The organism is Methylotuvimicrobium alcaliphilum 20Z (genome assembly GCF_000968535.2).
GTDB lineage: Bacteria > Pseudomonadota > Gammaproteobacteria > Methylococcales > Methylomonadaceae > Methylotuvimicrobium > Methylotuvimicrobium alcaliphilum.
Genome location: NC_016112.1, coordinates 2984135 through 3009701, shown reverse-complemented (window position 1 = coordinate 3009701; position 25567 = coordinate 2984135). Strand labels below are relative to the sequence as shown.

General features: G+C 51.3%; 18 protein-coding genes and 1 tRNA gene. 9 read left to right on the top strand and 10 right to left on the bottom strand.

The window, feature by feature from the left end:
- Positions 1–3: 3 nt before the first annotated feature.
- The 3 genes from MEALZ_RS12830 to MEALZ_RS12820 form a co-directional block, all read right to left on the bottom strand.
- Positions 4–1437, bottom strand: coding sequence for a hypothetical protein (locus MEALZ_RS12830; protein WP_014149072.1), 1434 nt, complete (start codon positions 1435–1437; stop codon positions 4–6).
- A gap of 89 nt (positions 1438–1526) precedes the next feature.
- Positions 1527–2369, bottom strand: a complete 843-nt coding sequence (locus MEALZ_RS12825; protein WP_014149071.1) for a PHP domain-containing protein — start codon at positions 2367–2369, stop codon at positions 1527–1529.
- Positions 2370–2518: 149 nt separating this feature from the next.
- Positions 2519–4318, bottom strand: a complete 1800-nt coding sequence (locus MEALZ_RS12820) for an ABC transporter ATP-binding protein (protein ID WP_014149070.1) — start codon at positions 4316–4318, stop codon at positions 2519–2521.
- Positions 4319–4391: 73 nt separating this feature from the next.
- Between MEALZ_RS12820 and MEALZ_RS12815 the strand changes: the two genes are divergently transcribed.
- From MEALZ_RS12815 to MEALZ_RS12785, 7 genes are all read left to right on the top strand, one after another.
- On the top strand, positions 4392–6296 hold the full coding sequence (locus MEALZ_RS12815) for a lytic transglycosylase domain-containing protein (protein WP_014149069.1): 1905 nt from the start codon (positions 4392–4394) through the stop codon (positions 6294–6296).
- 364 nt (positions 6297–6660) lie between these two features.
- A complete protein-coding gene (fabA, locus tag MEALZ_RS12810; protein ID WP_014149068.1) occupies positions 6661–7176 on the top strand; it encodes a 3-hydroxyacyl-[acyl-carrier-protein] dehydratase FabA in 516 nt (171 codons plus the stop codon).
- Positions 7177–7187: 11 nt separating this feature from the next.
- Positions 7188–8408, top strand: coding sequence for a beta-ketoacyl-ACP synthase I (gene fabB, locus MEALZ_RS12805; protein ID WP_014149067.1), 1221 nt, complete (start codon positions 7188–7190; stop codon positions 8406–8408).
- 455 nt (positions 8409–8863) lie between these two features.
- Entirely contained in the window at positions 8864–9724 is an 861-nt protein-coding gene (ttcA, locus tag MEALZ_RS12800; protein ID WP_014149066.1) for a tRNA 2-thiocytidine(32) synthetase TtcA, read from the top strand.
- Positions 9725–10456 (top strand): SAM hydrolase/SAM-dependent halogenase family protein, encoded by a 732-nt coding sequence (locus MEALZ_RS12795; protein WP_014149065.1) that lies wholly within the window; start codon positions 9725–9727, stop codon positions 10454–10456.
- Complete coding sequence (locus MEALZ_RS12790; protein WP_014149064.1) at positions 10449–14060, top strand: hydantoinase B/oxoprolinase family protein; 3612 nt, start codon at positions 10449–10451, stop codon at positions 14058–14060. Before MEALZ_RS12795 ends, MEALZ_RS12790 begins: the two co-directional genes overlap by 8 nt.
- Positions 14061–14185: 125 nt before the next feature.
- Positions 14186–14276, top strand: a tRNA-Ser gene (locus MEALZ_RS12785).
- A gap of 1065 nt (positions 14277–15341) precedes the next feature.
- On the opposite strand, the gene MEALZ_RS12780 is transcribed toward MEALZ_RS12785, so the two are convergent.
- Positions 15342–15800: a hypothetical protein gene (locus MEALZ_RS12780; RefSeq protein ID WP_014149062.1), complete on the bottom strand. Its 459-nt coding sequence runs from the start codon at positions 15798–15800 to the stop codon at positions 15342–15344.
- Positions 15801–16113: 313 nt separating this feature from the next.
- Positions 16114–16344 carry a hypothetical protein gene (locus tag MEALZ_RS12775; protein ID WP_014149060.1) on the bottom strand — a complete coding sequence of 77 codons (231 nt, stop codon included), beginning with the start codon at positions 16342–16344 and terminating at the stop codon, positions 16114–16116.
- A gap of 187 nt (positions 16345–16531) precedes the next feature.
- On the opposite strand from MEALZ_RS12775, the gene MEALZ_RS23065 reads away from it, so the two are divergent.
- Positions 16532–16894, top strand: coding sequence for a hypothetical protein (locus MEALZ_RS23065; RefSeq protein WP_014149059.1), 363 nt, complete (start codon positions 16532–16534; stop codon positions 16892–16894).
- Here MEALZ_RS23065 and MEALZ_RS12765 read toward each other — a convergent pair.
- Both MEALZ_RS12765 and MEALZ_RS12760 read right to left on the bottom strand, forming a co-directional pair.
- Positions 16848–17504, bottom strand: coding sequence for a pyridoxamine 5'-phosphate oxidase family protein (locus tag MEALZ_RS12765; protein ID WP_014149058.1), 657 nt, complete (start codon positions 17502–17504; stop codon positions 16848–16850). The genes MEALZ_RS23065 and MEALZ_RS12765 overlap by 47 nt on opposite strands.
- Before the next feature lie 311 nt (positions 17505–17815).
- Positions 17816–18142, bottom strand: coding sequence for a DUF1840 domain-containing protein (locus tag MEALZ_RS12760; RefSeq protein ID WP_014149057.1), 327 nt, complete (start codon positions 18140–18142; stop codon positions 17816–17818).
- 28 nt (positions 18143–18170) lie between these two features.
- Between MEALZ_RS12760 and MEALZ_RS12755 the strand changes: the two genes are divergently transcribed.
- Positions 18171–19067, top strand: a complete 897-nt coding sequence (locus MEALZ_RS12755; RefSeq protein ID WP_014149056.1) for a dihydrodipicolinate synthase family protein — start codon at positions 18171–18173, stop codon at positions 19065–19067.
- 516 nt (positions 19068–19583) lie between these two features.
- On the opposite strand, the gene MEALZ_RS12750 is transcribed toward MEALZ_RS12755, so the two are convergent.
- Genes MEALZ_RS12750 through MEALZ_RS12740 form a run of 3 tightly spaced genes read right to left on the bottom strand, consistent with a single transcriptional unit; the run spans position 19584 to position 25357 of the window.
- Positions 19584–22748, bottom strand: coding sequence for an efflux RND transporter permease subunit (locus MEALZ_RS12750; protein ID WP_014149055.1), 3165 nt, complete (start codon positions 22746–22748; stop codon positions 19584–19586).
- A complete protein-coding gene (locus tag MEALZ_RS12745) occupies positions 22741–24081 on the bottom strand; it encodes an efflux RND transporter periplasmic adaptor subunit (RefSeq protein ID WP_014149054.1) in 1341 nt (446 codons plus the stop codon). The genes MEALZ_RS12750 and MEALZ_RS12745 overlap by 8 nt, the downstream gene beginning before the upstream one ends.
- The gene (locus tag MEALZ_RS12740; RefSeq protein ID WP_084685449.1) at positions 24074–25357 is read right to left on the bottom strand and encodes a TolC family protein; all 1284 of its coding nucleotides are present in this window, start codon (positions 25355–25357) and stop codon (positions 24074–24076) included. The genes MEALZ_RS12745 and MEALZ_RS12740 overlap by 8 nt, the downstream gene beginning before the upstream one ends.
- Positions 25358–25567: the final 210 nt, after the last annotated feature.

The window sequence follows — 25567 nt, the reverse complement described above, 5'->3', positions numbered from 1 at the left end:
AGTTTACATTATTAGCCATTCGCTGACCGGCTTGTCTCGGTTTTGATTGTCGAGATATTGCCGGGTCATCGCGGTAAAATCATCCGGATTGCTCGTCATGAAGTCGCGTTGCCATTGAGAACCGGTTTGTTTGGTTGCAATACGGTGCTGTACGATGCCTAGAAAGTCTTCTATATCGCAGCGGCTGATGCCGAGAGATTTTAATCCTATGACCGCGCGTGCGACGAGCTCGGCAATGAATAATGACTGCATTCGATGTTTGGTGCCGTCTAGCCAGACGATCGGGCTTTCTAAGCCGTATCGTGCCGCTTGATAGAAATTATCTTTAGCTTGGCTAAACGGAACCGAGATGCCTTTGTCGATGATTTCATCGCATAGATTTTTAGTCAATCCATAAAAAAATAAGGCATTGGCGATTGCGTCGATCACGGTCGGTCCGGCTGCCGGTGTTCGATGTTCGATGCGGATATGCGGGGTTCCGTCGTCGTCGAAACCGATCAACGGTCTATTCCAACGCCAAATCGTCCCGTTATGCAATTTTAAATGCTCGAAAATTTCCGAGACGGGGCCTAAGTCTTCGGGCAGTAAGATTGGGAAATGATCCAGGTTTTCTTGAAAGCATTCTAGGATCGTTTTTCTAGCGTAACCGGTTCCGAAGCTGACCCGTTTGACCGGTCCTTGCGCGGCGCCGGCGTAGCCGCCCGTTTCGATGGCTTGCTCGAACAGCGGAATTCGCGATTCATGCCAAAGATTTTTACCGAATAAATACGGCGCATTGCCGCATAGCGCGACCATCGGAGCCGAAGCGATAATCGATGCGTTATAAAAATGATGCGCGATAGTAAGCGGCACCTGCGTGTGGATTTGGAATGACGTCGTGGCCGATTCCAACATCACGTCATAATGGTCTGTTTTTAGATGTTCGATACCGGTGATATCGAGATGTATCGGTTTGCCCCGGGAATGCAGGATTTGTTCGTTCAGCGCGCGGTAGCGATTGAGATCCGACATATTGCCGAGGTTAAGGTCGGCTTGTTTCAGTGTCGGAAGCGTGCCGATCATGATGATGTGAGCATTGCAGCTTTCTGCCTGACGGCGCGCCTTATTCCAGGTTGTTTGCAATTGTTCGGCAAGGCGGCTGCCGAGATTGCCTGCCAATGGTGTCGGTACGCTGTTGAGTTCGATATTGAATTTTGCCAACTCCTCGCAAGCTAATGGATCGTTTAAGCCGGACAAGAAGCGATCGTTAATAGGTGCGGGAGCCATGTTATCGTCGACCAACCAGGCTTCAATCTCGAAACCGGCGACCGGATGGCGGGTCGAAAAGGCTTGTCGGTCGAATAATTTACTGAGGAGTAAGGTTTCCTGAGTCAATTTTCGATGGAACCGGTCGAAATCGCCTAAATCGTAATGCGACGCTGAGATTTCCTGACCCATAATTGTTATCCGGTTGAATTGGAGTCATGTTAATTTCAATCGGCTTAACACGTCAACCGATAGTGGTAATTGTGACTGAAGCTCAATATTTAGGCGTGCGCTTCGAACAAATCCCAAACGGGTTTGATACGATCGGGTAACGGGTTTAGGCGCCCGAGTTCGACCCAAACGTATTTGGGGTTATGAAAATCCGAGCCTTTCGAGCCGGCCAGATCGAATTTTTGCGCGTATTGCATCGAGGTTTGAATTTCGGTCGGGTCGTTGCGACCGCAGACTACTTCGATCGCGTCGCCGCCGGCTTCTTTGAACGCGGTTAATAAGCGTTTCATCCAAGAAGCGGTGAGTTTATAACGCATCGGATGCGCCAATACCGCAACCCCGCCCGATTCCTTGATCCAACCGATAGCTTCTTCGAGTCCGGCCCATTCTGTCGAGACATAGGCGGGTTTACCTTGGCCGATGTATCGGTCGAAAGCCTCTTGTTGCGTCGTGACATGGCCTTCCGATAACAAAAAATCCGCGAAGTGCGTGCGAGTAATCATGCCGGCGCCTGCGGCGGTTTTGACTGCGTCGAGCGCACCGAGAATACGTTTTTTTTCCAGTTTTCCGGCAATTTGCTCGGCACGTTCGCGGCGTATCGCTTGCAGTTTGTATATGCCTTCTTTCAAGCGCGGGCTTTCCGTGTCGATATTTAAACCGACGATGTGTAAGCAGTGTTTATGCCAGGAGGTCGATAGTTCGATGCCCGAAATCAGATCGATACCGGCCTCGGTTGCCGCTTGCTTTGCTTCGGCGAGTCCATCGGTCGTGTCATGGTCGGTCAATGCAAGGGATGTAACGCCTTTATCCTTAGCTCTCTGAATCAGTTCGCTAGGTGACAATGCGCCGTCCGATGCGGTGGAATGGCTGTGTAGATCGTAGTTTTCTGGCATGATGAAGGTTCAAGGTTCAAGGTTCAAGGTTCAAGGTTCAAGGTTCAAGGTTCAAGGTTCAAGGTTCAAGGTTTGTAGGTTAAAGGTTGAAGGTGATTTTAATTCCTTTTACCTTTTACCTTTTATCTTGCACCTTTCCCCTGCTTTTCTCATTGATATTCACCGTAGAGTTTGGCATAGAGACCTTTTTGGGCGATTAAGGTTTCATGGCGGCCTTGTTCGCAGATGCCGCCTTCCTCAAATACGTAGACGTGATCGGCTTGTTTAACGGCGCTCAGGCGATGCGCAATGATGATCGTCGTTCGGCCTTCGAGAAATTGGGCCATGGCTTGATGTAGATTGTGTTCGGTTTCGGAATCGAGCGCCGAGGTGGCTTCATCGAGTATCACGACTTTCGGGTTTGCGACGATCATGCGGGCGATCGCCATTCTTTGCCGTTGTCCGCCCGACAGGCGCATGCCTTGTCGACCGACGATGGTATCGAGTCCCTTGGGCAATTCGTCGATGGCGCTTTTCAATTGAGCAATCTCAAGGGCTTTCCAGAGTTCACTATCATCCACCGGTTTACCGAGCGTCAGATTCGTTCGAATAGTGTCATTAAATAAAATCGGATGCTGCAATACCGTGACGACATGCTCACGGATAACTTCGAGTCCAATCTGTTCGACCGGGACTTCGTCGTAATAAATGGTGCCGCTATCGGGCGTGTACAGGCCGATTAAGGTTTGTACCAAAGTCGATTTGCCGCCGCCGCTGGCACCGACCAAAGCAACTTTTTCGCCTGCAGGTATGGTGAGTTTGATGTTGTTCAAAACCTTTTCGTCGCTATAACCGAAATTCAGATTTTCGACGCGGATCGAGACGGTTTTTTTATGGCTAAAAGGGTTTTTAATATGCGGATAATGGGGCTCTTGTTGCAACGCGTTGAGTTTATTGATTCGATTCAACGCGCCTTTAGCGGCATAAAAGGCATATTGGATGCCCAAAATTTCCTGAACCGGCGCCATCATGAACCAAAGATAACCGAATACCGCAAGCATTTGGCCGATACTGAGGTCGGAATAAAACACCATCAGCATTGCCAGTGCGCGGAATATGTCGAACCCGAATAAAAAAATCAAAAAACTCAAGCGGGTTGCCGCATCGCTTTTCCAGGCAAAGGCGGTCGAATAGTCTTTGACCGAGCGCGCTGCGTCGATCAGTTGCAGGCAATAATGCTTCTCTCGGTTACTCGCTCTGATTTGATGAATCGCTTCGAGCGTTTCGGTCAAGGCTTGTTGAAAGACTCCGTAAGAAGCATTTTCTTTCGATTTGAGGTCCTTTACTCTGGAACCGACCGCGCGCGTGAAATAGATAACGATAGGGTTCAACAGCAAAATAAAGAGACCCAATTGCCAATGCATCCATAGCAAAATTGCAGCCGTGCCGAGAATGGTCAGCACGGCAACCAATAAGCGACTGATCGTGGTGCCGATAAAGCTGTCTATCGTATCGAGGTCTGTGACCAGGTGCGTGACGACCGTGCCGGCGCCCAAGCTTTCGTATTCGGACATCGATATGGTCTGCAGGCGGTCGATCAGGTTACGGCGAATTCTAAAAACGATATCCTTGGCGATGCAGGTGAATTGTTTGCCTTGAATGATGTGAAACAGGATAGAGATGATACGCAGCAATAGGCTGAGCAATAGAATCGTAACGATATAGAGAATGGGGGCTTGCCAGGCTTCCGGCGTGAAACGATTTATCGTGGCGATGACTAGGCCGGGTTTGTCGAGTAGCACTTCGTCGACTAGCAGTGGCATAAGTAAAGGCACGGGAACACTGGCAATCGTTCCCAGAATCGCTATGATATGGGCAACAAGCAATTCTTTTTTATGCAGCAGCGCGATGCGATAAATATAATTCCAAGTGTATAGTGATGGGTTTTGATTGAGCTTTTTGCTATGCACGTTCCGCCGCGTTGACTGAGATTAATAACCAAAATTATAAGCCGTGTCGTATTTTTTAAAAACCCTAAACCCAATGAATGTTCAATTAATTATTTGCCTGATAGGGCTGTTAAGCCCGTTTTCAGTCGCATCGGCAATGAATATAGACGATCGGCGCCAGGCATTTTTAGATGCCGAGAAACAAATTGCGTCAATTAATCGCGGTGCTTTTCCTAAAAGTGCCGAAGCGCTCAGCGATTATCCCTTATATCCGTTACTCAAGTATCAATGGCTTAAAAATAATTTGGACCGCGATCAAGAGATTAAACGTTATTTAAACGATTATTCGGACATGCGCTATTCGGCCTTGTTGAGACGCGAATGGTTAAAGTATTTGGCGGACGGCAAGCGATGGCAGGAGTTGGTCGAGCATTATCGGCCGACTGATAATGCCGAGTTGGCATGTCATTATCAATGGGCCAGATTAAAAACCGGGTTTCGGGATGACGCGTTGAGGGAAGCCAAAAAACTTTGGACGGTCGGTTATTCGCAGCCAAAAGCTTGCGATGCTTTATTAAACGAATTGATGGCATCGGATGAATTTACGCAAGACATGATTTGGCGGCGATTCGAGCTGGCTTTGAGAAACAACAGGGTTTCGTTGGCCAGTTATGTCAAAAAATTGCTCAATCCGAACGAGCAGTCGGCGGCAGACTTTTGGCTCAGGGTACATCAGTCGTCTCGCATGGTTGAGCAGTCATCCGAATGGCAAAAAGAATATCGAATGCTTGGGTCGATTTTCGCATACGGCATCGAGCGCTTGGCCGGTTCCGATGTGAATGCTGCGTTGAGCGTTTGGGACGCCAATAAAGATCGTTATCGAATGTCGGTCGAGACTGTCGATAACGTCGAACGTAAGCTAGGGTTATCATTGGTTTTTGATAGAAGGTCGGGGGCTTATGAGCGATTGAGCAGGGTTAACAATGCCGATAATGTAGTTAGGGAGTGGCGTGTTAGGGCGGCCTTGCTCGAACAAAACTGGCCTCATGTTATTGAGGCTTTGAGCGGGTTAAGCGAACAGGAAAAAAACCAACCCCGTTGGCAATATTGGTTGGCCCGTGCGTTAAACGAAACCGGACAACGCGAACGAGGGCGCAAAGTATTCGAAGCATTGGCCGGGGATCGCAGTTTGTTCGGGTTTCTCGCGGCGGAAATCTTGAATAAGGCGCCGACGCTCTCCGATCGGCCGTTGGCATTGACAGCGGAGCAATTGGCAAATTTTGAACGCTTGCCTGCCGTGAGTCTCGTTGCCGAACTAAAGTCCATGGGTCGGGAGCAGGACGGTCTTCGGCAATGGTGGTATTTGCTGGGTAGGCTCGATAAGCAACAAATTCAGATTGCCGCCAAAGTAGCGCAGCAGTGGGGCTGGACGCAGACCGCGGTATTTACGATTGCGAAAGCGGAATATTGGGACGATGTTGGTTTGCGCTTTCCGCTCGATTATCTCGACGACATCAAAAAACAGGCGCGGCAACAAGCCTTAGACCCGGCTATTGTCTTAGGGTTGATTCGTCGGGAGAGCGTTTTCGACCCTAGGGCAAGGTCGCCGGCCGGCGCGCGCGGTTTGATGCAAATCATGCCGCAAACCGGTCGGCAAATCGCGCGAAAACTTAATGAAAGATGGCAATCGGAAAATAGCTTGTATCAGCCCAATGTAAATGTTAAGTATGGTACGCATTATTACAAACAAATGCTCGACCGTTTCGGCGGTCATTTTGCCCTTGCCGCTGCCGCTTATAACGCCGGTCCGGGAAGAGTCGATCGATGGTTGCCGAGGTATCAAACGTTGCCGGCCGATATTTGGATGGAAACGATCCCGTTTAAGGAAACTCGGGAATATGTCGCTGCGGTTTTAGGTTATGCGATAATTTATCAGCTCATTATGGAACGGGATTCGATTCGGCTCGGCGATGTCATGAAAGATGTACAGCCCGGTTGATGCTTGTCGGGAAGAATTGATAAGGTGGCTTAGAAATATGCACAAAATAACTTTTACAAGTATAAGCTTTGCGGTGGTTCGGCGACTCGCTTGACAGGACCCAGCCCCTAACTTAGTAAGACTGTTAACCATGACCGATGGGCTATGGGATTTAGGGGCTGGGTGGATACGTCCTTGTAGGCTTGACGGCGGCTATCCCTGCCGCCGACACCTGCCAATCGAGCCGCCGACCTGCTTTTAACAGTTGTCGAAGTTATTTCACGCTCGTTCCTTATCGCCATTTCGGATGAAAAATTGAGCTGATTTTTTTTGTTATCTAATGGATAATACGCCGTTTAATAAAAATTAAGCTTAGGTACTAATAATGGGGAAGCAGCATAGTTTTACGCGCGAAGAATTATTAATGTCCGGCAGGGGGGAGTTGTACGGGCCGGAAAATGCGCAATTACCATTACCGAATATGTTAATGATGGATCGCATCACTCATATTTCCGACGAAGGAGGTAAGTATGGTAAGGGTGAAATCATTGCTGAATTAGATATTAAACCCGATTTGTGGTTTTTCGAATGCCATTTTCAAGGCGATCCGGTCATGCCGGGGTGTCTCGGTTTGGATGCAATGTGGCAATTGGTCGGGTTTTATTTATGCTGGTTGGGCGGGCCCGGTAAAGGCCGTGCATTGGGAGTCGGCGAAGTTAAATTCACAGGTCAAGTTCGTCCCACCGCAAAAAAAGTGACATATCGTATTCATTTAAAAAGGGTGATTATGCGAAAATTAGTCATGGGCATTGCCGATGCCACGATGGAAGTCGACGGTAAGGAAATATACGAAGCGACCGATTTACGAGTGGGTCTGTTTACTTCAACAGAAGATTTTTAGGGGCGTAATTGATGAAAAGAGTCGTAGTAACCGGTTTAGGTATTGTTTCCAGCATCGGAAATAATCGCGAAGAGGTAGTCGATTCCTTGAAACAAGGTCGTTCCGGAATTTCGTTTGCCAATGATTATCAAGAGCTTGGTTTTAGAAGCCATGTGCGCGGCGCGATTAATATCGATCTTAATGAATTCATAGATCGAAAAGTTAAACGTTTCATGGGCGATGGCGCCGCGTTCAATTATGTAGCTATGCAACAGGCGATCGAGGATTCGGGACTTGAGGAGTCTGAAATCTCTAATTTTAGAACGGGGTTAGTCATGGGGTCCGGCGGTCCGTCGACATCGAATTTGGTCGATGCTGCCGATATTTTGCGCGAAAAAGGCATTAAAAAAGTCGGTCCTTACATGGTGCCGAGAACAATGTCGAGTACGAACACCGCCTGTTTGGCCACGCCGTTCAAGATTAAAGGCGTCAATTATTCGATCAGTTCGGCTTGTGCGACCAGCGCGCACTGCATCGGTCATGCGATGGAATTGATTCAAATGGGTAAGCAAGATGTCGTATTCGCCGGCGGCGGCGAAGAAGTACATTGGACAATGTCGCTATTATTCGATGCCATGGGCGCATTGTCGTCGAAATATAACGACGCTCCCGAAACTGCATCGCGCCCTTATGATGCAACTCGCGACGGCTTCGTGATCTCCGGCGGCGGCGGCGTGCTTGTGATCGAAGAGCTCGAACATGCCAAGGCGCGCGGCGCTAAAATCTATGCCGAATTAACCGGTTACGGCGCGACTTCGGATGGTTATGACATGGTGCAGCCTTCCGGCGAAGGTGCGATCCGCTGTATGCAGCAGGCGATGGCGACTGTCGATGCCGAAATTGATTATATCAATGCGCACGGCACCAGCACGCCGGTCGGCGATACCAAAGAACTCGAGGCGTTGCGCACCGTGTTTGGACAAGGTAATGTGCCTAAGGTTAGTTCGACCAAGTCGCTGACCGGTCATGCGCTCGGCGCTGCCGGCGTCAATGAGGCGATTTATTCATTGTTGATGATGGAAGAAGGTTTTTTAAGCGCTTCGGCCAATATTACCGAACTAGACCCCGATGCAACCGATATTCCTATCGTGCGCGAATTTAAGGACAACGTTACATTGAATACGATCATGTCGAATAGTTTCGGTTTCGGCGGCACCAACGCGACTTTGATATTCCAGCGTTATAACGGTTGATATACATTTCGCACTTCAAATTCGGCAGTGCCTGAGGAGGCGCCAGCATGGAGCTGGCATAGAGCCTACAGGGATGTTTCACGGCGTCCTTTGACGAGCCCTCGGTGCCGAATTTTGATCTACGACGAGTATAAATAACGTCCGGGAACTATGAGCTTTGTTGAGATTTCGGTAACTCGCTTGACAGGACGCCGTAAATACGTCCGTGTAGGCTTGACGGCGGCTTTCCCTGCCGCCGACACCTGCCAATCGAGCAACCGAACCCTCCGTAAAATTAGGGAAGTTATTTACGACCAAATCCTAAAAGACGATAAAATCAACTATCTAGTTCTTCATGCGCTTCATGGTTATTTCGTAATATTGAATGCTTTCACAGTCTCGCCAGCGTAGGAACCTGAAATTATTTTCCGCGCCCCGAAAAGGGTACGCGATGCGTAGCCTATAATTTATTTCGTATGACTCATCCGATTCAAAAATCCCGAACCCAATTCAATAAACTGCAGAAACGTTTGCGTCATGCGGTCGGCGATGCGATCGCCGATTACAACATGATCGAGGACGGCGATAAAATCATGGTTTGCCTGTCCGGAGGCAAGGATTCGTTCACGATGCTGGACATCTTGATGAATCTGCAAAAAACCGCACCGGTCAAGTTCGAACTGCTGGCAGTCAATCTGGATCAGAAGCAACCGGGTTTTCCCGAGCATGTCTTGCCCGAATACCTCGAATCCATCGGCGTTCCTTACCACATCATCGAGAAAGACACCTATAGCGTGGTCAAGCGCGTGATTCCCGAAGGCCAAACGACCTGCGGCCTGTGTTCGAGGTTGCGGCGCGGTACCTTATACGGTTTTGCCGAGGCGAACGGCATTACCAAGATCGCCCTAGGCCATCACCGCGACGATATTTTGGAAACTTTTTTCCTGAATATTTTTTACGGCGGCAAACTGAAGGCGATGCCGCCCAAACTTTTGAGCGACGATAAGAAAAACATCGTGATCCGGCCGCTCGCCTATTGCCGCGAAAAAGAAATACAACGCTTCGCCGCGTTCCGCGATTACCCGATCATTCCGTGCAATCTGTGCGGCTCGCAGGAAAACCTGCAGCGCCAGGCGATGAAAATCATGCTGAAGACCTGGGACAAACAGTTTCCGGGGCGTTTGGAGACGATCTTCACGAGCCTGCAAAACATCGCGCCATCGCAATTGGCCGATACTCAACTGTTCGATTTCGCCGGACTCAAAGCCAACCCGAACCCGCTAAACGGATGCGAAGCGATCGATGTCGACGCCGGGTTGTCGGTCTTGGCCATGTGAATGACCGGCGCAGCTATCGCACTGTTCACCGATTTCGGGCCGGCCGGCCCTTATCTCGGGCAGGTCGAAGTCGTGCTTCGACAGCTTGCGCCGTCCCATCCCGTCATTCACCTCGTCAGTAACGCGCCGTGCGGCAATCCCCGATCTGCCGCCTATCTATTGGCCGCGTTGCGGCAACAGTTTCCGCAAGATTCGGTTTTTCTCTGCGTCGTCGATCCCGGTGTCGGCGGGGCGCGTAAGCCCGTGGTATTGCAGGCGGATGGACAAACATTCGTCGGCCCGGATAACGGCTTGTTGAATACCGTCGCCAAACATGCCGAACGCCGCGATTGGTTTGAAATCGTCTGGCGTCCCGAAAATTGCTCGATGAGTTTTCACGGCCGCGATTTGTTCGCGCCGGTCGCGGCACGCCTCGCTCTGGGTCAAGCGGCAGACGATTTAAAACCTTACCATGTCGATATCGCCGATTGGCCTGAAGATCTTACCGAAATTATTTATTTCGACGGCTACGGCAATGCCTTTACCGGTCTGCGTTACCGTTCCGAACTGGATGGACGGAAGTTAATGTTCGACGGACGCAGGCTCGAGCAAGCCGGCACCTTCAGCGAAGTCGGGGTAGGCGAGCCGTTTTGGTATTGCAATTCATGCGGCTTGGTCGAAATCGCCGTCAATCAAGGCCATGCCGAACGGCAATTGGATCTTCGGATCGGCATGAAGGTCGCTTATGAATGAAGTCAAACGCTGGCAATTTTGGATAGACCGGGGCGGCACCTTTACCGACGTTGTCGCGAAAAGCCCGGACGGACGCCTGCTTACGCATAAATTACTGTCGGATAACCCGGAACGTTACCGGGATGCCGCGTTGCAAGGCATGCGCGATATCCTGAATGTGGGTCCAGCAGAGCCGTTGGCGGATGCCGTCGAAATCGTCAAAATGGGCACGACGGTCGGCACCAATGCCTTGCTCGAACGCAAAGGCGAACCCGTCGCGCTAATAATCACAAAAGGCTTCAAGGATTGTTTGCGCATCGCTTACCAGAACCGGCCCGATATCTTCGCGCTGAATATCCAACTGCCCGAACAGCTTTATCGAACCGTCGTTGAAATCGACGAGCGTATCGACGCGCAAGGCAGCGTGCTTAAAACCTTGGACGAGCAGCTTGCCGAACGGCAGTTACAAGCGCTTTACGACCAAGGCTTGCGCGCGATCGCGGTAGTATTGCTTCATGCCTGGCGTTATCCGGCGCATGAAATCCGCTTGCAGAAAATCGCCGAAAGGGTCGGCTTCACGCAAATCTCCATTTCGCATCAAGTCAGTCCTTTAATGAAGGTCGTCGGGCGCGGCGATACGACCGTCGTCGATGCCTATTTATCGCCGATGTTGCAGCGCTATGTCGATCAGGTTGCCTCGGGTTTGGGCGGCGAGCGCTCGGATGAAGTTCGCTTGATGTTCATGCAATCGAACGGCGGCTTGACCGATGCCAAGCGTTTTCGAGGCCGCGATTGTATTTTATCGGGCCCGGCAGGCGGTATCGTCGGTGCGGTCGCGATCGCGCAACAGGCCGGTTTCGACAAAATCATCGCGTTCGACATGGGCGGCACCTCGACCGATGTTGCGCATTTCGCAGGCGAATACGAACGCCGCTTCGAAACCGAGGTCGCGGGCGTTAGAATGCGCGTGCCGATGATGGCGATACACACCGTCGCGGCGGGCGGTGGCTCGATTCTGCATTTCGACGGCATGCGCTACCGGGTCGGTCCCGATTCGGCCGGCGCGAATCCGGGGCCGGCCGGCTACCGGCGAGGCGGTCCGTTGACCGTGACCGATGCGAATATCATGTTGGGGAGATTGCCGCTGTTTCCGGCCGTTTTCGGCACCGAAGGCAATTTGCCACTCGATCGGGACCGGGTTGGAGTTTTGTTCGCCGAACTTTCACAGCGCATACAAGAGGCGACCGGCGATAGCCGAAGTCCCGAACAAGTCGCCGAAGGTTTTCTCGATATCGCGGTCGAAAACATGGCGGCGGCCATCAAGACTATCTCGGTGCAAAAAGGCTACGACGTTTCCGAATATGCCTTGTGCTGTTACGGCGCGGCGGCGGGACAACATGCCTGCTCGGTGGCCGAACGCTTGGGGATGCGGTGTATTATCCTGCATCCGTTCGCGGGCGTCTTGTCGGCCTACGGCATGGGTCTGGCAGACTTGCGCACGGTTCGACAAAAAGCCTTGGAACGGCCGTGGGGCAAGGTTTCGTTGGACGCTTTACGACTCGAATTCGATGCGTTGGAACGAGAAGGGCATGCCGAGATTGCCGCGCAAGGCGTTGTAAAAGTTCGCATCGAAGCGGTTCGCCGCCTGTTTTTACGCTACCAGGGCACCGATACCGCGTTGGCGGTCGAATTTGCCGAACAGTCGGTCATGCTGGCCGATTTCGAACTGCAATATTTGCGCCAATTCGGATTTACCTATGCCGACAAGCCGCTCGTTATCGAATCGATGGCCGTCGAAGTCATCGGACTCAGCGGGCAAGATGCATCGATACCGGCAGAGGACAAAGATTTCGAAGACATCGCGCCACTGACGATCGAATCGGTTTTTTTCCGTGGACGGCATTGGCAAACGCCCGTGTATCGGCGCGAACAGTTAAACCGGAACAGGGTCATCGACGGGCCGGCTATCGTCATCGAGTCGACCTCGACCCTCGTGATCGACCCAGGCTGGCGTGCCTCGGTCGATCAGGAACAAAATCTGATTCTGACGCGGCAACAAGGCAGCGAACATGCTGCATTGGCGACCGGTGCGTCGCCCGATCCGGTCATGTTGGAAATTTTTAACAAACTGTTCATATCGATCGCCGAGCAGATGGGTTTCGTCCTGCAAAACACCGCGCACTCGGTCAATATCAAGGAAAGGCTGGATTTTTCATGCGCGCTGTTCGATGCGCAAGGCGAGTTGATCGCGAACGCGCCGCATATTCCGGTGCATCTTGGCTCGATGGGCGAGACCGTCAAATGCTTGCTGCAAAACAGCGATTTCACGATGGCACGCGGCGATGTCTTTCTGGTCAATTCGCCTTATCGAGGCGGCACGCATCTGCCCGATATCACGATTATCACGCCGGTTTTCGATCGGGATAGGCTGCTGTTTTTTACCGCATCGCGCGGTCATCATGCCGATATCGGCGGCATCACGCCGGGATCGATGCCATCGCATAGTCGCACGATAGAAGAAGAGGGCGTGTTGACTTCAGGCATCAAAATCGTCGAACAAGGCCGTTTCAACGAGGAGGCTTTGAGGCAATGGCTGCTGTCGGGAGACTATCCGGCGCGCAATCCCGATCAGAATATTGCCGATTTTCAGGCCCAGATCGCCGCGAACGAAAAAGGCGCTCAAGAACTACATAAAATGATCGCGCATTATTCATTGGCGGTCGTACAAGCCTACATGCGCTTCGTGCAGGATAATGCCGAGGCCTCGGTGCGCAAGATTTTGGCCAATCTGCCGGATGGACAATTTCGTTATGCGCTCGACGACGGCGCCGAAATCGCCGTGCACGTGACTGTCGATCGCGAACGCGAGTCCGCGCGTATCGATTTCAGCGGCACCTCGCCGCAGCAGTCCGGTAATTTCAATGCGCCGTCGGCCGTCTGCAAGGCGGCGGTATTGTACGTCTTCAGAACCTTGGTGCAGGACGACATTCCGCTCAATGCCGGTTGTCTCAAGCCGCTCGATATCGTCATTCCGGAAGGCTCTATGCTTAATCCGAAATACCCGGCCGCAGTCGTCGCCGGCAATGTCGAGACTTCGCAAATCATCGTCGACGCCTTGTACGGCGCATTGGGCGTATTGGCCGGATCGCAAGGCACGATGAACAATCTGACCTTCGGCAATCAGCGTTATCAATATTACGAAACGATTTGCGGCGGAGCCGGCGCCGGCAACGGTTTCGACGGCTGCAGCGCGGTACATACGCACATGACTAATTCGCGCATTACCGACCCAGAAGTGCTGGAATGGCGTTTTCCGGTTTTGCTCGAAACATTTTCGATACGCCAAGGCAGCGGCGGCCAAGGCGCGTTCAACGGCGGGAACGGGGTCGTGCGCAGAATCAAGTTTCTCGAACCGATGAGCGTTAACATTTTGTCGAGCCATCGCGCAACTGCTCCATTCGGACTGCACGGCAGCGAGCCCGGCGCGGCCGGCAAAAATAGCCTATGGCGGGCAAGCGGGTCCGTCGAGTCTTTAGGCGGTTGCGCCCAAGTCGAAATGCAAGCCGGGGACGTGCTGCAAATCGAAACGCCCGGCGGCGGCGGGTACGGTAGTAAAGTGGTTTGATGGATGGTAAGGCCAAATGAAGGCGTCTTAACTGCTTCCATTAAAAGAAAGTCTTTAAAAGAAGGGCAGAAAAATAGAAAAAAAGCTTGAATAATAAATTCGATCCGTTATCATATGCGGCTCACGGAGAGATGGCTGAGTGGTTTAAGGCAGCGGTCTTGAAAACCGTCGTGGGTTTGTAGCCCACCCAGAGTTCGAATCTCTGTCTCTCCGCCAATTCATCTCGCAAGCTATTGATTTATATATAAAAGAATTGTTAGCTTAAAGCGTGCCGTAGCTTCTACCGTAGTCTGCGTATCTAAAGATAAAAATCTTACAGTTAGTTAGCCAGTTATCAATTTTAGGTAACTTATCTAATCCTTGTTCTGATTTGCTTTTATCCATAGAACAAGTCAATAAATTCCTATCAAAAAAGCATTCTCTCGGAAAATTTTCATTCGTGTTGAATAATTCTGGATCGGGTCCAGAAGTCTCATCCTTTCCAATGTCCAACAACAAGAAGCTATATTAAATTTTTGGATAAATGTAATTGATTACCGATTATCCGAGTTGGTAAGTTTGATAATCCAGCAAATTGATTAACGAAGCTTTTGAAATTTAACCTGATTAGCAAGTTTTTTCAGCTAAAGCTCAAAGATCAGCATATCCCTAGCAGGACGGGGTTCGCAAGCCATGCGCGTCAAGCTAAAAACGGCCAACCCACATCACGCTCTTTCCCAAGCTCCAGCTTGGGAAAGACACCCCGGAAGCTCCAGCTTCCTGAGGCCGACACAACCTCCGCACATTCTCAATCAACCCCGACTCGCTCGCTCGTTCAATCTTTCTTGATTGTCGGGAAGCTAGAGCTTCCTGAACAGGTTACCCAAGCTGGAGCTTGGGTAACAGCATATTTTAGTTTTTGCGACTACGACTGGCCCCTGCTCTGACACTTGGCTTCGGCAAGCTGAAGCATCTTGCTAATCAGGAAATTCAATTTCGTATAGTCGCTGTCAAAGTTCCCCTAGCAGGACGGGGTTTGCAACCCCGTCCTAAACGTTTTGACTTTGGCCGAAGTCAGCCGAATTGTTTAGGGCAAACCGAAACGTTGGGGACGGGTTAAATAACCCGTCCCGCAGAAGTGGCTTCGACTGGCCACTTCTCGGAAAGTTGACTTCGGCAAGCTGAAGCATCTTGCTAATCAGGAAAAATCTTGCCAAAAAGGCCTGCTTGGAGTGGCGTTTTCCCACGGAGTAGGGAGTAGGTTCGAAAATGCCTTTAAACTTCCTATATTTTGGTCTTCACTCATTCGTTGCCCTGCACCTGTTGGCCCTTGTGCGCGTTGATCAGCATGTGGCATTCCAAGCAGGCTCGCTCGAGCCTAAGCGCTGCCTCCTTGGCCAGTTCTGCATCGTTTTGTGTAGATGCTCGTTTCAGGTCGTATATGGCTTCATTGAAGGATTTGCCATGCTTCTCGTAGACGTCTGTGGACAGATAGCCATCAATCGCGGCGGCGTACCTTTCCATGTCCACGGCTGCGGTATTGACACGGTTGAGTCTGCCCCGAACGATCGCATCAAGGATATCTTGCATCGAGTTTGACTTTCGACGCATCAATTGGTTCTTCAAGTTGCGGTGAGACGGATTCTTATCATATTCGCCGGCATAGCGCCAAACCTCGCCAAAGAGCCACACGACTAGAGCGACAACCAAAGCGCCACTTAAGAGCGCAACCGTCCACTGCAAGCGATTTCTTTGGTTCATGCTTTTCTCCTAGTAGAAAACGAAGTAAAGGCCCTGGCGTTTTAGCGATGGCAAACGGTTCGGAACACTGGTATTAAGACGTTCCTGGGCTTGTTGAGTGGATAAACTATGCAAGTTTTCCAATACCTGTTTGATATACAAGGAATACCAGTGTCTTGGTTCTTGATATACGGCTTTTTTGTCATGATTTCTTGAAGTTCAATGGTAAAGATTAGTTCTCATTCCAGCTTAAGGACTTTAACAAAAGTACCTTACTATTGGCTGACTCAAAGCAAGATTTGAATTTGATAGCCTGAGTTTGGCCGTTACCCGTCTAATGATCATCATTCGCCGCATTCGGCAAAACCACCACAAACGGCCCGGCCCGAAGGTTCCCATCGCCATAACCCCGCACCGGCACCGACGGCCAGCGGTTGAATTCCGGTTCCGCGAGGATTCTTTCGGCCGCGTTTAAACATTCCGTCAGCAAATCCGCATCGATGCCATGATCGAGCGGGGTGGTTTGAAGGCTCGGGTATTCGCCTTCCAAGTCGTAATCGGCCATCGCCGCCGGATTTAAAAAACGCCCGGCCTTGTGCCCAGTGGTTTGGAATGTCGCTCATCGCGTTGTCTCCGGTTACCGAACAATCGTTATTTCCCCAAAACCCAATTCAAACAAAAACCCCACCGCCGCATCCAGTCTTTTGAATACGCGAACTTGGCCGCTCGGTCTCCAGCATTAGGTTCAGCTTGTGCTTGCCGGCCGGGTCGGCGTCGGCGTCCTCGCAGCCCTGGTCTCGCCGTTGTATCTCGTCTGGCCGATGGGCTTTTGGGCGGTCCTGGGTGGCTATTGGTCGCATATCCAGATCGACATGACCAGCATCCAGGGCGTCGACGTGCATCAGATTCTGAAGGATTTCGATATCGCCTACAGCGAATTCGTCAAGGTTCAAGGTCTGAACTGGCACACGCTGGAACTGAAGGCGAAGGTCTGGGGCTGTTTCTTAAAGCTGAGAATAAACTGTTTAGGATTTGAAGATATGAAGACAGGGCTCTTGAATTGTGAAATCATCCTTCGCCCATCATCACCTTCGCGCCGTATTCTTCCGGCGTGAGCGTGCCGCCCAGCTTTTCAGCAAGACCTTGTTCTGAAGCGGGAAGTGCATCCTGTACCGCATCGATGCGTTTCCATTGTGGAATGGGTGTTTCATTGTCGGGTTGAGGGACGTATTTTGACGTTTCAATGCGCTCCATGCGATGGATATAGCGCGGGCAATTGATGAATATTTCGCCGATTTCGACTCTGACGATCATGTCTGCACCGGGATATTCCGATAGCAATGAGTCGCCTTTTTGAATCGATGCCTCGCCATGCACTCGGATACGGTGCGGCGTTTCAAAGTCGATGAACAACATACCAATCTTGGGATTGCCTTGAATATTGCCCATTGACAGAAACATGCCGTTACCGTCATAACTAGGGAAGGCTAACGTTTGAGGGTCCACTACGCGAACCAAACCCGGGTTGCCGCCCTTGTAGGAGCAGGTGGGATAGCCTCGGTGGTCGATTGTGGTTAAGAAGAAAAAGTCTCTGCTTTCGATGAAAGGCTGATGCTGTTCGTTTATTTGATTTTCGACGATGAGCTCCTGTACCCGGTCGGCCAGATTGCGCGTATCATGAAGGTCTTGCAGTTGACGGTGCTGTTCACTGTATAAATCGGTCATTAAACGGTTCTCTCAAAATTGCTCTCCGGCTTATTCTGCCATAACCTTTCCAGAAGGGTAAAACAAAAACCTGGGCATTTGATTCCACTATGATTAAGTTCAGTGTAGCGTTGTCATGTCGTGCCTGACGGAAGGAATTTAGTCAAATATCTGATAAGCGGCATGGTTTTAGCTTAACGGACGGAAACAAGCAATAATCTTAAAAAATCAGTTATACCTTTCGCACTTCAAATTTCGGCAGTGCCTGAGGGGCCGCACAAACCCTGGCTCCGAACTTTGATCTACGATGGGTATAACTCCTTCGCGTAGCTCTAATTCCGGTCCCACATGACATTGCAATTGGCTTTTGCGGCGGCAGTAAGTAATTCGATCAGCGGCAATGCCCGATGAGCCAAAGGAACCGGTTTTTCTTTCCAGTGCTTTTGTCCGGCGTCCGTTTCATCGTCTGAATTTACCGACGACTGCGTCTTCTGCTTTTCAAGGGCGCTTTGCAATTGCTCCAGGGCTATCGGAACATCTTTCGCCAGAATAGCGCCCGGCACGTTGCCGCGTTTTCCCATCATTTTCAGCAATGTTTGCGCGATATCGCCGAAATAGGTGGTGTTGGGGTATACATCACAACTGAATGTTACTAACATTTGATTTTACTGAAACTCATTGGATTTTATGATTCAACTTCATGGCCCTATTGTAGCGTTATTGACACCATTTGATGCAAGCGGAAAAATCGAATGGCAAGCCTTTAAAGCTTATTTATCGTCTTTGTATTCCTGGGGAGTGCGGACGGTCATTGCCAATGGTACGACCGGAGAATTCCCGTCGATCACGATAAGGGAACGCCGGCAGGTTGTCGAATTCGTTAGAGAATATTTCGCAGGTACTATAATCAACAACGTCAGCGCGACCTGCGTCAGCGATGTTCGCAAGCTGATCGCCGGAACGAAAGGCTGCGCAGACTACATACTATTATTACCGCCTTATTATTATTCCGCCTGCCAGGACAGAGGGCTCTCTCGATTTTTCATCGACGCGATATCCGGCGCCCCTTTGCCGGCGATGCTATACCATTTCCCCCAGCATACCGGCAATCATCTCGGTATCGATCTGGTGACTACGCTACTTGATCAGGGTCTTTCGATAGTCGGCATCAAGGATTCGAGCGGCGATATAGACAATGCCCAGCTATACCGGTCGAATTTTCCCGAATTGGCTGTATTTTTGGGCAATGACGCAAAAGTTTTCGAGGTCTTGCAAAAAGGCTTATCCGGTTCGGTCACTGGGGCGGCGAATCCGATGCCTGAATTGTTGATCGCGATGCAAACGGAATACCGATTATCCGCCAGCAAAACGCAATCGATGCAGTGTTGTCTCGATGTTTGGAACCGGTTTCGGAATACCGGCGGCTATTCTGAAATTTCTTTGGTCAAAGCGGCCATGGGCGCTCGAATCGATAGTTTTCCGGTGCATGTTCGCCCGCCGTTGACTCCAGTTCCAGTTGAAGTAATTGATCGAATTCGAAAAGTCATTTACAACTGCTTGAACGATTTTAGACTGTTAAATTAATGCCTTAGGCGGGGCATTATTTGGTGATCCGGCCCGAGATACCAGCTTAATTGTAAGTATTCAGATCCTCTCGGCTGTTTTTTCAAACTCCGGTTTCGAGAAGCTGGAGCTTCTCGAATTGCGTTACCAAGCAAAGAGCTTGGGAACGAGCGAAAACCAACGTTAGTTGCAGGCGCCGGCTCTATCGGCGCCCGCATAACGGATTCAACCGCCACAAAGTCTACTACCTGTAGAAGTTATTTTGTGCATATTCCTACCTGATTAGCAAGATGCTTCAGCTTGCTGAAGCCAATTGTCCGAGCAGTGGCCAGTCGTAGCCACTTCTGTGGGACGGGTTATTTAACCCGTCCCCAACGTTTCGGTTTGCCCTAAACATTTCGGCTAACTTCGGCCAAAGTCAAAACGTTTAGGACGGGGTTGCAAACCCCGTCCTGCTAGGGATATGCTGGTTTTTGGGCTTTAGTTGAAGAAACTTGCTAATCAGGTATTCCTAAGTTTAACGAAGCATTGATCGAATCATTGTATTTCGGCAGCCAAGGCTTTCTCTCTTCGCTTTTCCAAGCCTTGCAACACCAAGCTATAAAGCACTGGAAACACCAGCAGCGTCAGTACCAGCACGGTCAGCATGCCGCCCAAGGTCGGCACGACGATGCGTTGGGTCACATCGGCGCCGGCGCCGGTCGCCACCATGAACGGAATCAGGCTCAACATTGTCGTGAACGCGGTGATTGCGACCGGGCGAACACGCAACGCAGTGGCCGATTCGACCGCCTCCCTGATTTCCGCAGCCGTCAATGATGTCTGTTTTTGCGCGCGCAGTTTGGCTATTTCGATATCGATGAAATTCAATACCATCACGCCGGTTTCGGCGGCGGTGCCGGCCAGCGCGATAAAGCCGACATAGACGGCCACCGACAGATTGAAGTCGTACCAGTAGATCATCCAGATGCTACCGATCAGACCGAACGGAATCGTCAACATCACGAGGACCGGTTCAACGAAATTCTTGAACGAAAAATACAGCAGCAACAGAATCAGCGACAGCGTCAAAGGAATCACGATACGCAACCGTTCGGCGGCCCTTTCCATATACTCGAACTGGCCCGACCAACTGACAGTGTAACCTTGGGGTATCTCGATCTGTTGCGCCAGCATTTTTTTGGCTTGTTCGACATATCCACCGATGTCGGAAGTCTTGATGTCGACATAGATCCAGGTGTTGGGTCGAGCGTCTTCGCTTTTAATTCCGGGCGGGCCTCGGTTCAATTCAAGCGCGGCGACCTGTGCCAACGGGATTTGCGTGCCTTGCGGCGTCGGTATCAGGACGCGTTTGAGGTTTTCCTGGTTGTCGCGCAATTCGCGCGGATAACGCAAATTGACCGGATAACGCTCCAAGCCTTCGACAGTTTGCGTGATATTTTCTCCGCCGATCGCGCTTTGTATCACGTCTTGTATATCGCCGACGGTCAAACCGTAACGCGCCGCTTCGCCGCGGTCGATGATGAAGTCCAGATAATAGCCGCCGACCGCGCGGTCGCCCATCGCCGATAGGGTATCCGGCAAGGTTTTCAATTCTTGTTCGATGCGTTCGGTGATGGACTGTAAAACGGTCAGGTCGGGGCCGGATACTTTGATGCCGACCGGGGTTTTGATGCCGGTCGATAACATATCGATACGGTTTCTGATCGGCATGGTCCAAGCATTGGCCATGCCGGGAAAGCGAATCGCCCGGTCCATTTCGGCGACGAGTTCCTGTTGGGGCTTGCCTGGATCGGGCCATTCCGTTCGCGGCTTCAGATGCACGATGGTTTCGATCATCGACAGCGGGGCCATGTCGGTCGCGGTTTCGGCGCGCCCGACCTTGCCGAACACATGATGCACCTCGGGAAAGGTTTTCAGGATTTTATCGGTTTGTTGCAGCAGTTCCTTGGCTTTGGTGATCGAAATACCCGGAAACGTGGTCGGCATGTATAGAATATCCCCTTCATCCAGCGGCGGCATGAACTCGCTGCCAAGCCGAGACAGCGGGTACATCGTGCTAGCCAGCATCAGTAACGCAATGAGTAAACTGACACCGCGATAGCGCATCGCCCATTTCAAGACCGGCGAGTGGAGGAAATGCAGAAAACGGTTGGCCGGGTTCTTGTGCTCGGGAATGACTTTTCCGTGAATACAATAACCCATCAAGACCGGGACGACCGTAATCGTCAATAGCGCCGCGGCCGCCATCGCGTAAGTTGCGGTGAAGGCGAGGGGGCTGAACATACGACCTTCCTGCGCCTGCATTACGAAAATGGGCAGGAACGATACGGTGATGACCAGCAATGAAAAAAATAGTGACGGCCCAACTTCCTTCGATGCGGCGGTAATGGCTTGCCAGCGTTCTTGCTGCGTCAGTTCGGCCTGTTTTTTTTCGGCGGCTTCGGCCAAGTGCTTATGGGCGTTCTCGATCATCACGATGCCGCCATCGACCATGTCGCCGATCACGATCGCAATGCCGCCCAGCGACATGATGTTGGCGTTCAACCCTTGCATTTTCATGACGATGAAGGCCATCAGCACGGCCAGCGGCAGGGTGATTACGATCACCAGCGACGAACGCAGATGCAGCAGAAACAAGCCGACCAGCACGCAGACGATGATGAGCTCCTCGGACAAGGCCTTATATAACGTATCGACCGCACGTTCGATCAAGTCGCCCCGATCGTAAACCGAGACGATTTCGACGCCTTCGGGAAGGCTTTGTTCGAGTTCTTTCAGTTTTTCCCGCACGCCGAGAATCGTCGCCCGGGCGTTTTCGCCGTAACGCATGATCACGACGCCGCCGACGACTTCGCCTTCGCCGTTCAACTCGGCGATGCCCCGGCGCAATTCGGGGCCGATCTGTACATGCGCCACGTCTTGTATGCGGATCGGCGTGCCGTTATTGTCGACACCGAGCGGAATCGTCTTGATGTCTTCCAATGAGCGGATATAGCCCGGCGCGCGCACCATGTATTCGGTTTCGGCTTTTTCCAGCAAGCGGCCGCCGATGTCGTTATTACTGCGTTTGACGGCCTGTTTGACTTGCGCCAACGAAATGCCGTAGGCGGCCAGCGCATTCGGATCGATCTCGATCTGATATTGCTTGACAAAGCCGCCGATCGACGCGACTTCGGCAACGCCCGGCACGGTTTGCAGCGGATAACGCAAATACCAGTCCTGTATCGAGCGCAGCTGCGCCAAATCGTGCCGTCCGGTTTTATCCACCAAGGCATATTGATAGACCCAACCGACTCCGGTCGCATCGGGCCCCAGCGACGGATTGACGCCTTGCGGCAAACGGTCGCGGATATAGTTCAAATATTCCAGGACTCGCGACCGGGCCCAATAGATATCGGTACCGTCCTCGAAAATGATATAGATGATCGATAATCCAAAATCGGAACTGCCCCTGACGACTTTGGCCTTTGGTACGGCCAGCATCGCCGTGGTCAATGGATAAGTGATCTGGGTTTCGACGACTTGCGGCGCCTGTCCCGGATATTCGGTGAATACGATGACTTGCACGTCGGATAAATCGGGGATCGCGTCCAGCGAGATGGTCTTGAGCGACCAAAATCCGGTCACGGCCAGCAGCACCGCCGCTAGTAAAACCAGAAAGCGATTGTTCAAGGCGCTGCCGATGATCGCTTCAATCATGCTTGTGACCCTCTGCACCGTGAAGCGCCGGTATCGATTCGGCTTGAGGCTGCGTCGGTGCTCCCAGCATTTTCGCCGTCGCCTCGCGCAGTTTCGATTCGGAGTCGATTAGGAATTGAGCCGAGACGACAATCTCTTCGCCTTCGTCGAGACCGTCGAGAATCGCCACTTGTCCATCCGAATCCAAGCCCAGTTTGACCCGGCGGGGTTCGAATTTGCCGGGTTCCCTGACCACGAATACTTGGTTCCGGGTACCGGAGCGGATGATTGCTTCAGTCGGAACGACTAGTGTTTCCATCTGCCTTTGAGTGGCTATTGTCACGTCGGCAAACATATCCGGCTTCAATAAGCCTTCGGCGTTATCGAGAACCAAACGAATTCGTGTTGTGCGAGTTCGTTTTTCGGCATAGGGATAGATGAATTCGACACGGCTTTCGAAAACTCGTCCCGGAACACCGGCTAATCGGATTTCGGCTCGATCACCCGGCCTAATCCAAGGTAACTCGTATTCATATACATCGGCATAAACCCAGACATTGGCGATATCGGCGATCGTGAAGATTTCTGTATCCGGCGTGACATACTGGCCTTCGCGGGCGCCGATTTGTATCACGATGCCGTCGGTCGGCGCATGAATATGCAGGCTCTTGAAGATGCGCTTTGTGACGGTTAATTCGTGGAGTTGATGCGCCGGCACGTCGAGTAATTGCAGGCGTTTCCGAGAGCTTGCCAGCAGATCGTCCGCACCCTGACGGATGCTTTCGAACGGGCTATCAGACAGAATTTTCTGGTTTTGCAGCGCTAGAATATATTCCTGCTGGGCAGAGACTAGTTGCGGCGAATAAATGCTCAACAGATCGGTGTCTTTTCCGATCCATTGGCCTGTTTTGTCGACATACAAGGCTTCTATCCAGCCGGCCGTTTTCGGATGCAGGCGGACGATGCGCTCTTCGTCGTAATCGACCCGGCCGACCGCGCGCACGTTTCGAGAAAGCGTGGTACGCGACGCTCTTGCGGTACGCACACCGATGTTTTGTACCGTCACAGGATCGATTCTAACCGTTCCGGGCTCGGAGGCGGTTTGTTCGTCCGCGTAAACCGGAATGTAATCCATGCCCATCGAGTCCTTGGCCGGCACCGGCGAAGTAATCTCAGGGTTCATCGGGTGGCGGTAAAACAATGGCTGACGGTGTTCCGGCTTTTTATCGTCGAGTCGATGTTCGGGTAAGTGTGCTTCAATGGGTAGGTTGTCGATACGGCCCGCCAACCAATAGCCTGCGCCGAGACCTAAAGCGAGCATCGATAAGCCCGTGATCAATAAGCGTCTACTCATAAATGTCTTCCTTGCCTGTTGCGGCGACCAGTTGCGCCAAGGCTTGGTTAGCTTCGGCAAAGGCCTGCCAATACTGCGCTTCGTAGTCGTAGACTGTGATCTGGCTGCGTATCAGATTCAGAAAGTCGACTTTATTGACCTGATATCCGGCCAACATCGATGCGACCGTTTGCTGGGCTTGCGGTAGGATGCCCGTTTCATACAAGAGCACTTGTTCCTTGGCTCGCCGGTAGTCGTTGCCGGCTTGCGATATTTGTTTGCGGACGCCGTTCCATTGATCCTGCAGCGCGTATCGTTCACGCATCAACTCGCTCGTAGACTGGCTTACGCCCTGAGCCTGTTTTTGCGCGTAAAATATCGGCACATTCATGCTGATACCGAAGCTGAGCAAATCGGAGCGCCGGGTGCCGTCGGGCATATTATCGCGAGCGCCGTAAGCGGCATTGACATTAAAATCCGGTAACATCTCTTTTTTGGCCAAGTCTAGCTTGGATCTTGCCGCGTTGATCCTTTCCCGTTCGCTTGCCAATAAGGGTCTGTTGGTTTCGGCCAATTGATAAAGCACTCGATCGTCATAAATCTCGGGCAATTGTAACGGTACTTTTGCGGGCAGTTTCACGGCGTCATTGCTTGGCCGGTTCAGTAGGGCATTCAAGCTTGCAGAGGCATTGGCGCGCATGCCGTTGATCTTGATTTTCCGGTCCAATAATTTCGACAATTCGAGTTGCGCCAGCAAGACGTCTTGCTGTAAACCTTCGCCGACTTCGTATTTAGTTCCGGCAATATCGACTAATTGCTGCAACAGTATTCGATTGTTATCGGTGATCTCAAGTAAGCGATCCAAATAAAACATTTGCCACCAGACGGTTTTGACGTCACTCAGCAGGCTCAAGCGCCATTCATCTTCGTTGTAGGCAGCGGCTTGCGCTTCATAAGTTGCCGCTTGTTCGCGCAAGGCCAGTTTGCCCGGAAACGGAATAGCCTGAGAAATACCGAATCCGATTTGCGCCATTGGTTCTTTCCGGGTATCGAAATGATCGACCGGTAAATTCATGACATTGAAACCGATGACAGGATCGGGCAGGGTTCCTGCTTGTGAGGGAACGGCCGCCAATGCTTCTGCGGCGGCCTTGATTCGAGCCAGATTGGGATTGTTTTGAAGGGCCGTGGCAAGCGCCGCTTCGAGCGTCAAAACGTTTTCCGCTTTTACAAGGTAAGATGCCGCGACTAGCGCCATAGCAATGCAGTTTATTATTATGAATTTTCGAGCTGGCATCAGAATCTCTTATGTTCTTTAAAAAGCGGTAGGTGGTTCATAATGAGAGCTGAGGTACATGGCAAAAGTCCAGTTTAATTTATGGATCTATACCCGTTGGAGATCAAAATTCGGCGCCGGGGTGTTCGGACATTACCGAAATTTGAAGTGCGAAAGGTATATGATAGTTAATCATAATTGACTATGGAATTTAATTGCTAGGTGAGAGAT

Coding starts and splice junctions, on each gene's coding strand:
- fabA (WP_014149068.1), top strand. CDS start 6,661: ATGGGGAAGCAGCATAGTTTTACGCGCGAAGAATTATTAATGTCCGGC.
- MEALZ_RS12795 (WP_014149065.1), top strand. CDS start 9,725: ATGACCGGCGCAGCTATCGCACTGTTCACCGATTTCGGGCCGGCCGGC.
- MEALZ_RS12740 (WP_084685449.1), bottom strand. CDS start 25,357: ATGCCAGCTCGAAAATTCATAATAATAAACTGCATTGCTATGGCGCTA.
- MEALZ_RS12765 (WP_014149058.1), bottom strand. CDS start 17,504: ATGACCGATTTATACAGTGAACAGCACCGTCAACTGCAAGACCTTCAT.
- ttcA (WP_014149066.1), top strand. CDS start 8,864: ATGACTCATCCGATTCAAAAATCCCGAACCCAATTCAATAAACTGCAG.
- MEALZ_RS12780 (WP_014149062.1), bottom strand. CDS start 15,800: ATGAACCAAAGAAATCGCTTGCAGTGGACGGTTGCGCTCTTAAGTGGC.
- MEALZ_RS12825 (WP_014149071.1), bottom strand. CDS start 2,369: ATGCCAGAAAACTACGATCTACACAGCCATTCCACCGCATCGGACGGC.
- MEALZ_RS12775 (WP_014149060.1), bottom strand. CDS start 16,344: ATGGCCGATTACGACTTGGAAGGCGAATACCCGAGCCTTCAAACCACC.
- MEALZ_RS12745 (WP_014149054.1), bottom strand. CDS start 24,081: ATGAGTAGACGCTTATTGATCACGGGCTTATCGATGCTCGCTTTAGGT.
- MEALZ_RS12755 (WP_014149056.1), top strand. CDS start 18,171: ATGATTCAACTTCATGGCCCTATTGTAGCGTTATTGACACCATTTGAT.
- MEALZ_RS12815 (WP_014149069.1), top strand. CDS start 4,392: ATGAATGTTCAATTAATTATTTGCCTGATAGGGCTGTTAAGCCCGTTT.
- MEALZ_RS12830 (WP_014149072.1), bottom strand. CDS start 1,437: ATGGGTCAGGAAATCTCAGCGTCGCATTACGATTTAGGCGATTTCGAC.
- MEALZ_RS12790 (WP_014149064.1), top strand. CDS start 10,449: ATGAATGAAGTCAAACGCTGGCAATTTTGGATAGACCGGGGCGGCACC.
- MEALZ_RS12760 (WP_014149057.1), bottom strand. CDS start 18,142: ATGTTAGTAACATTCAGTTGTGATGTATACCCCAACACCACCTATTTC.
- MEALZ_RS12750 (WP_014149055.1), bottom strand. CDS start 22,748: ATGATTGAAGCGATCATCGGCAGCGCCTTGAACAATCGCTTTCTGGTT.
- fabB (WP_014149067.1), top strand. CDS start 7,188: ATGAAAAGAGTCGTAGTAACCGGTTTAGGTATTGTTTCCAGCATCGGA.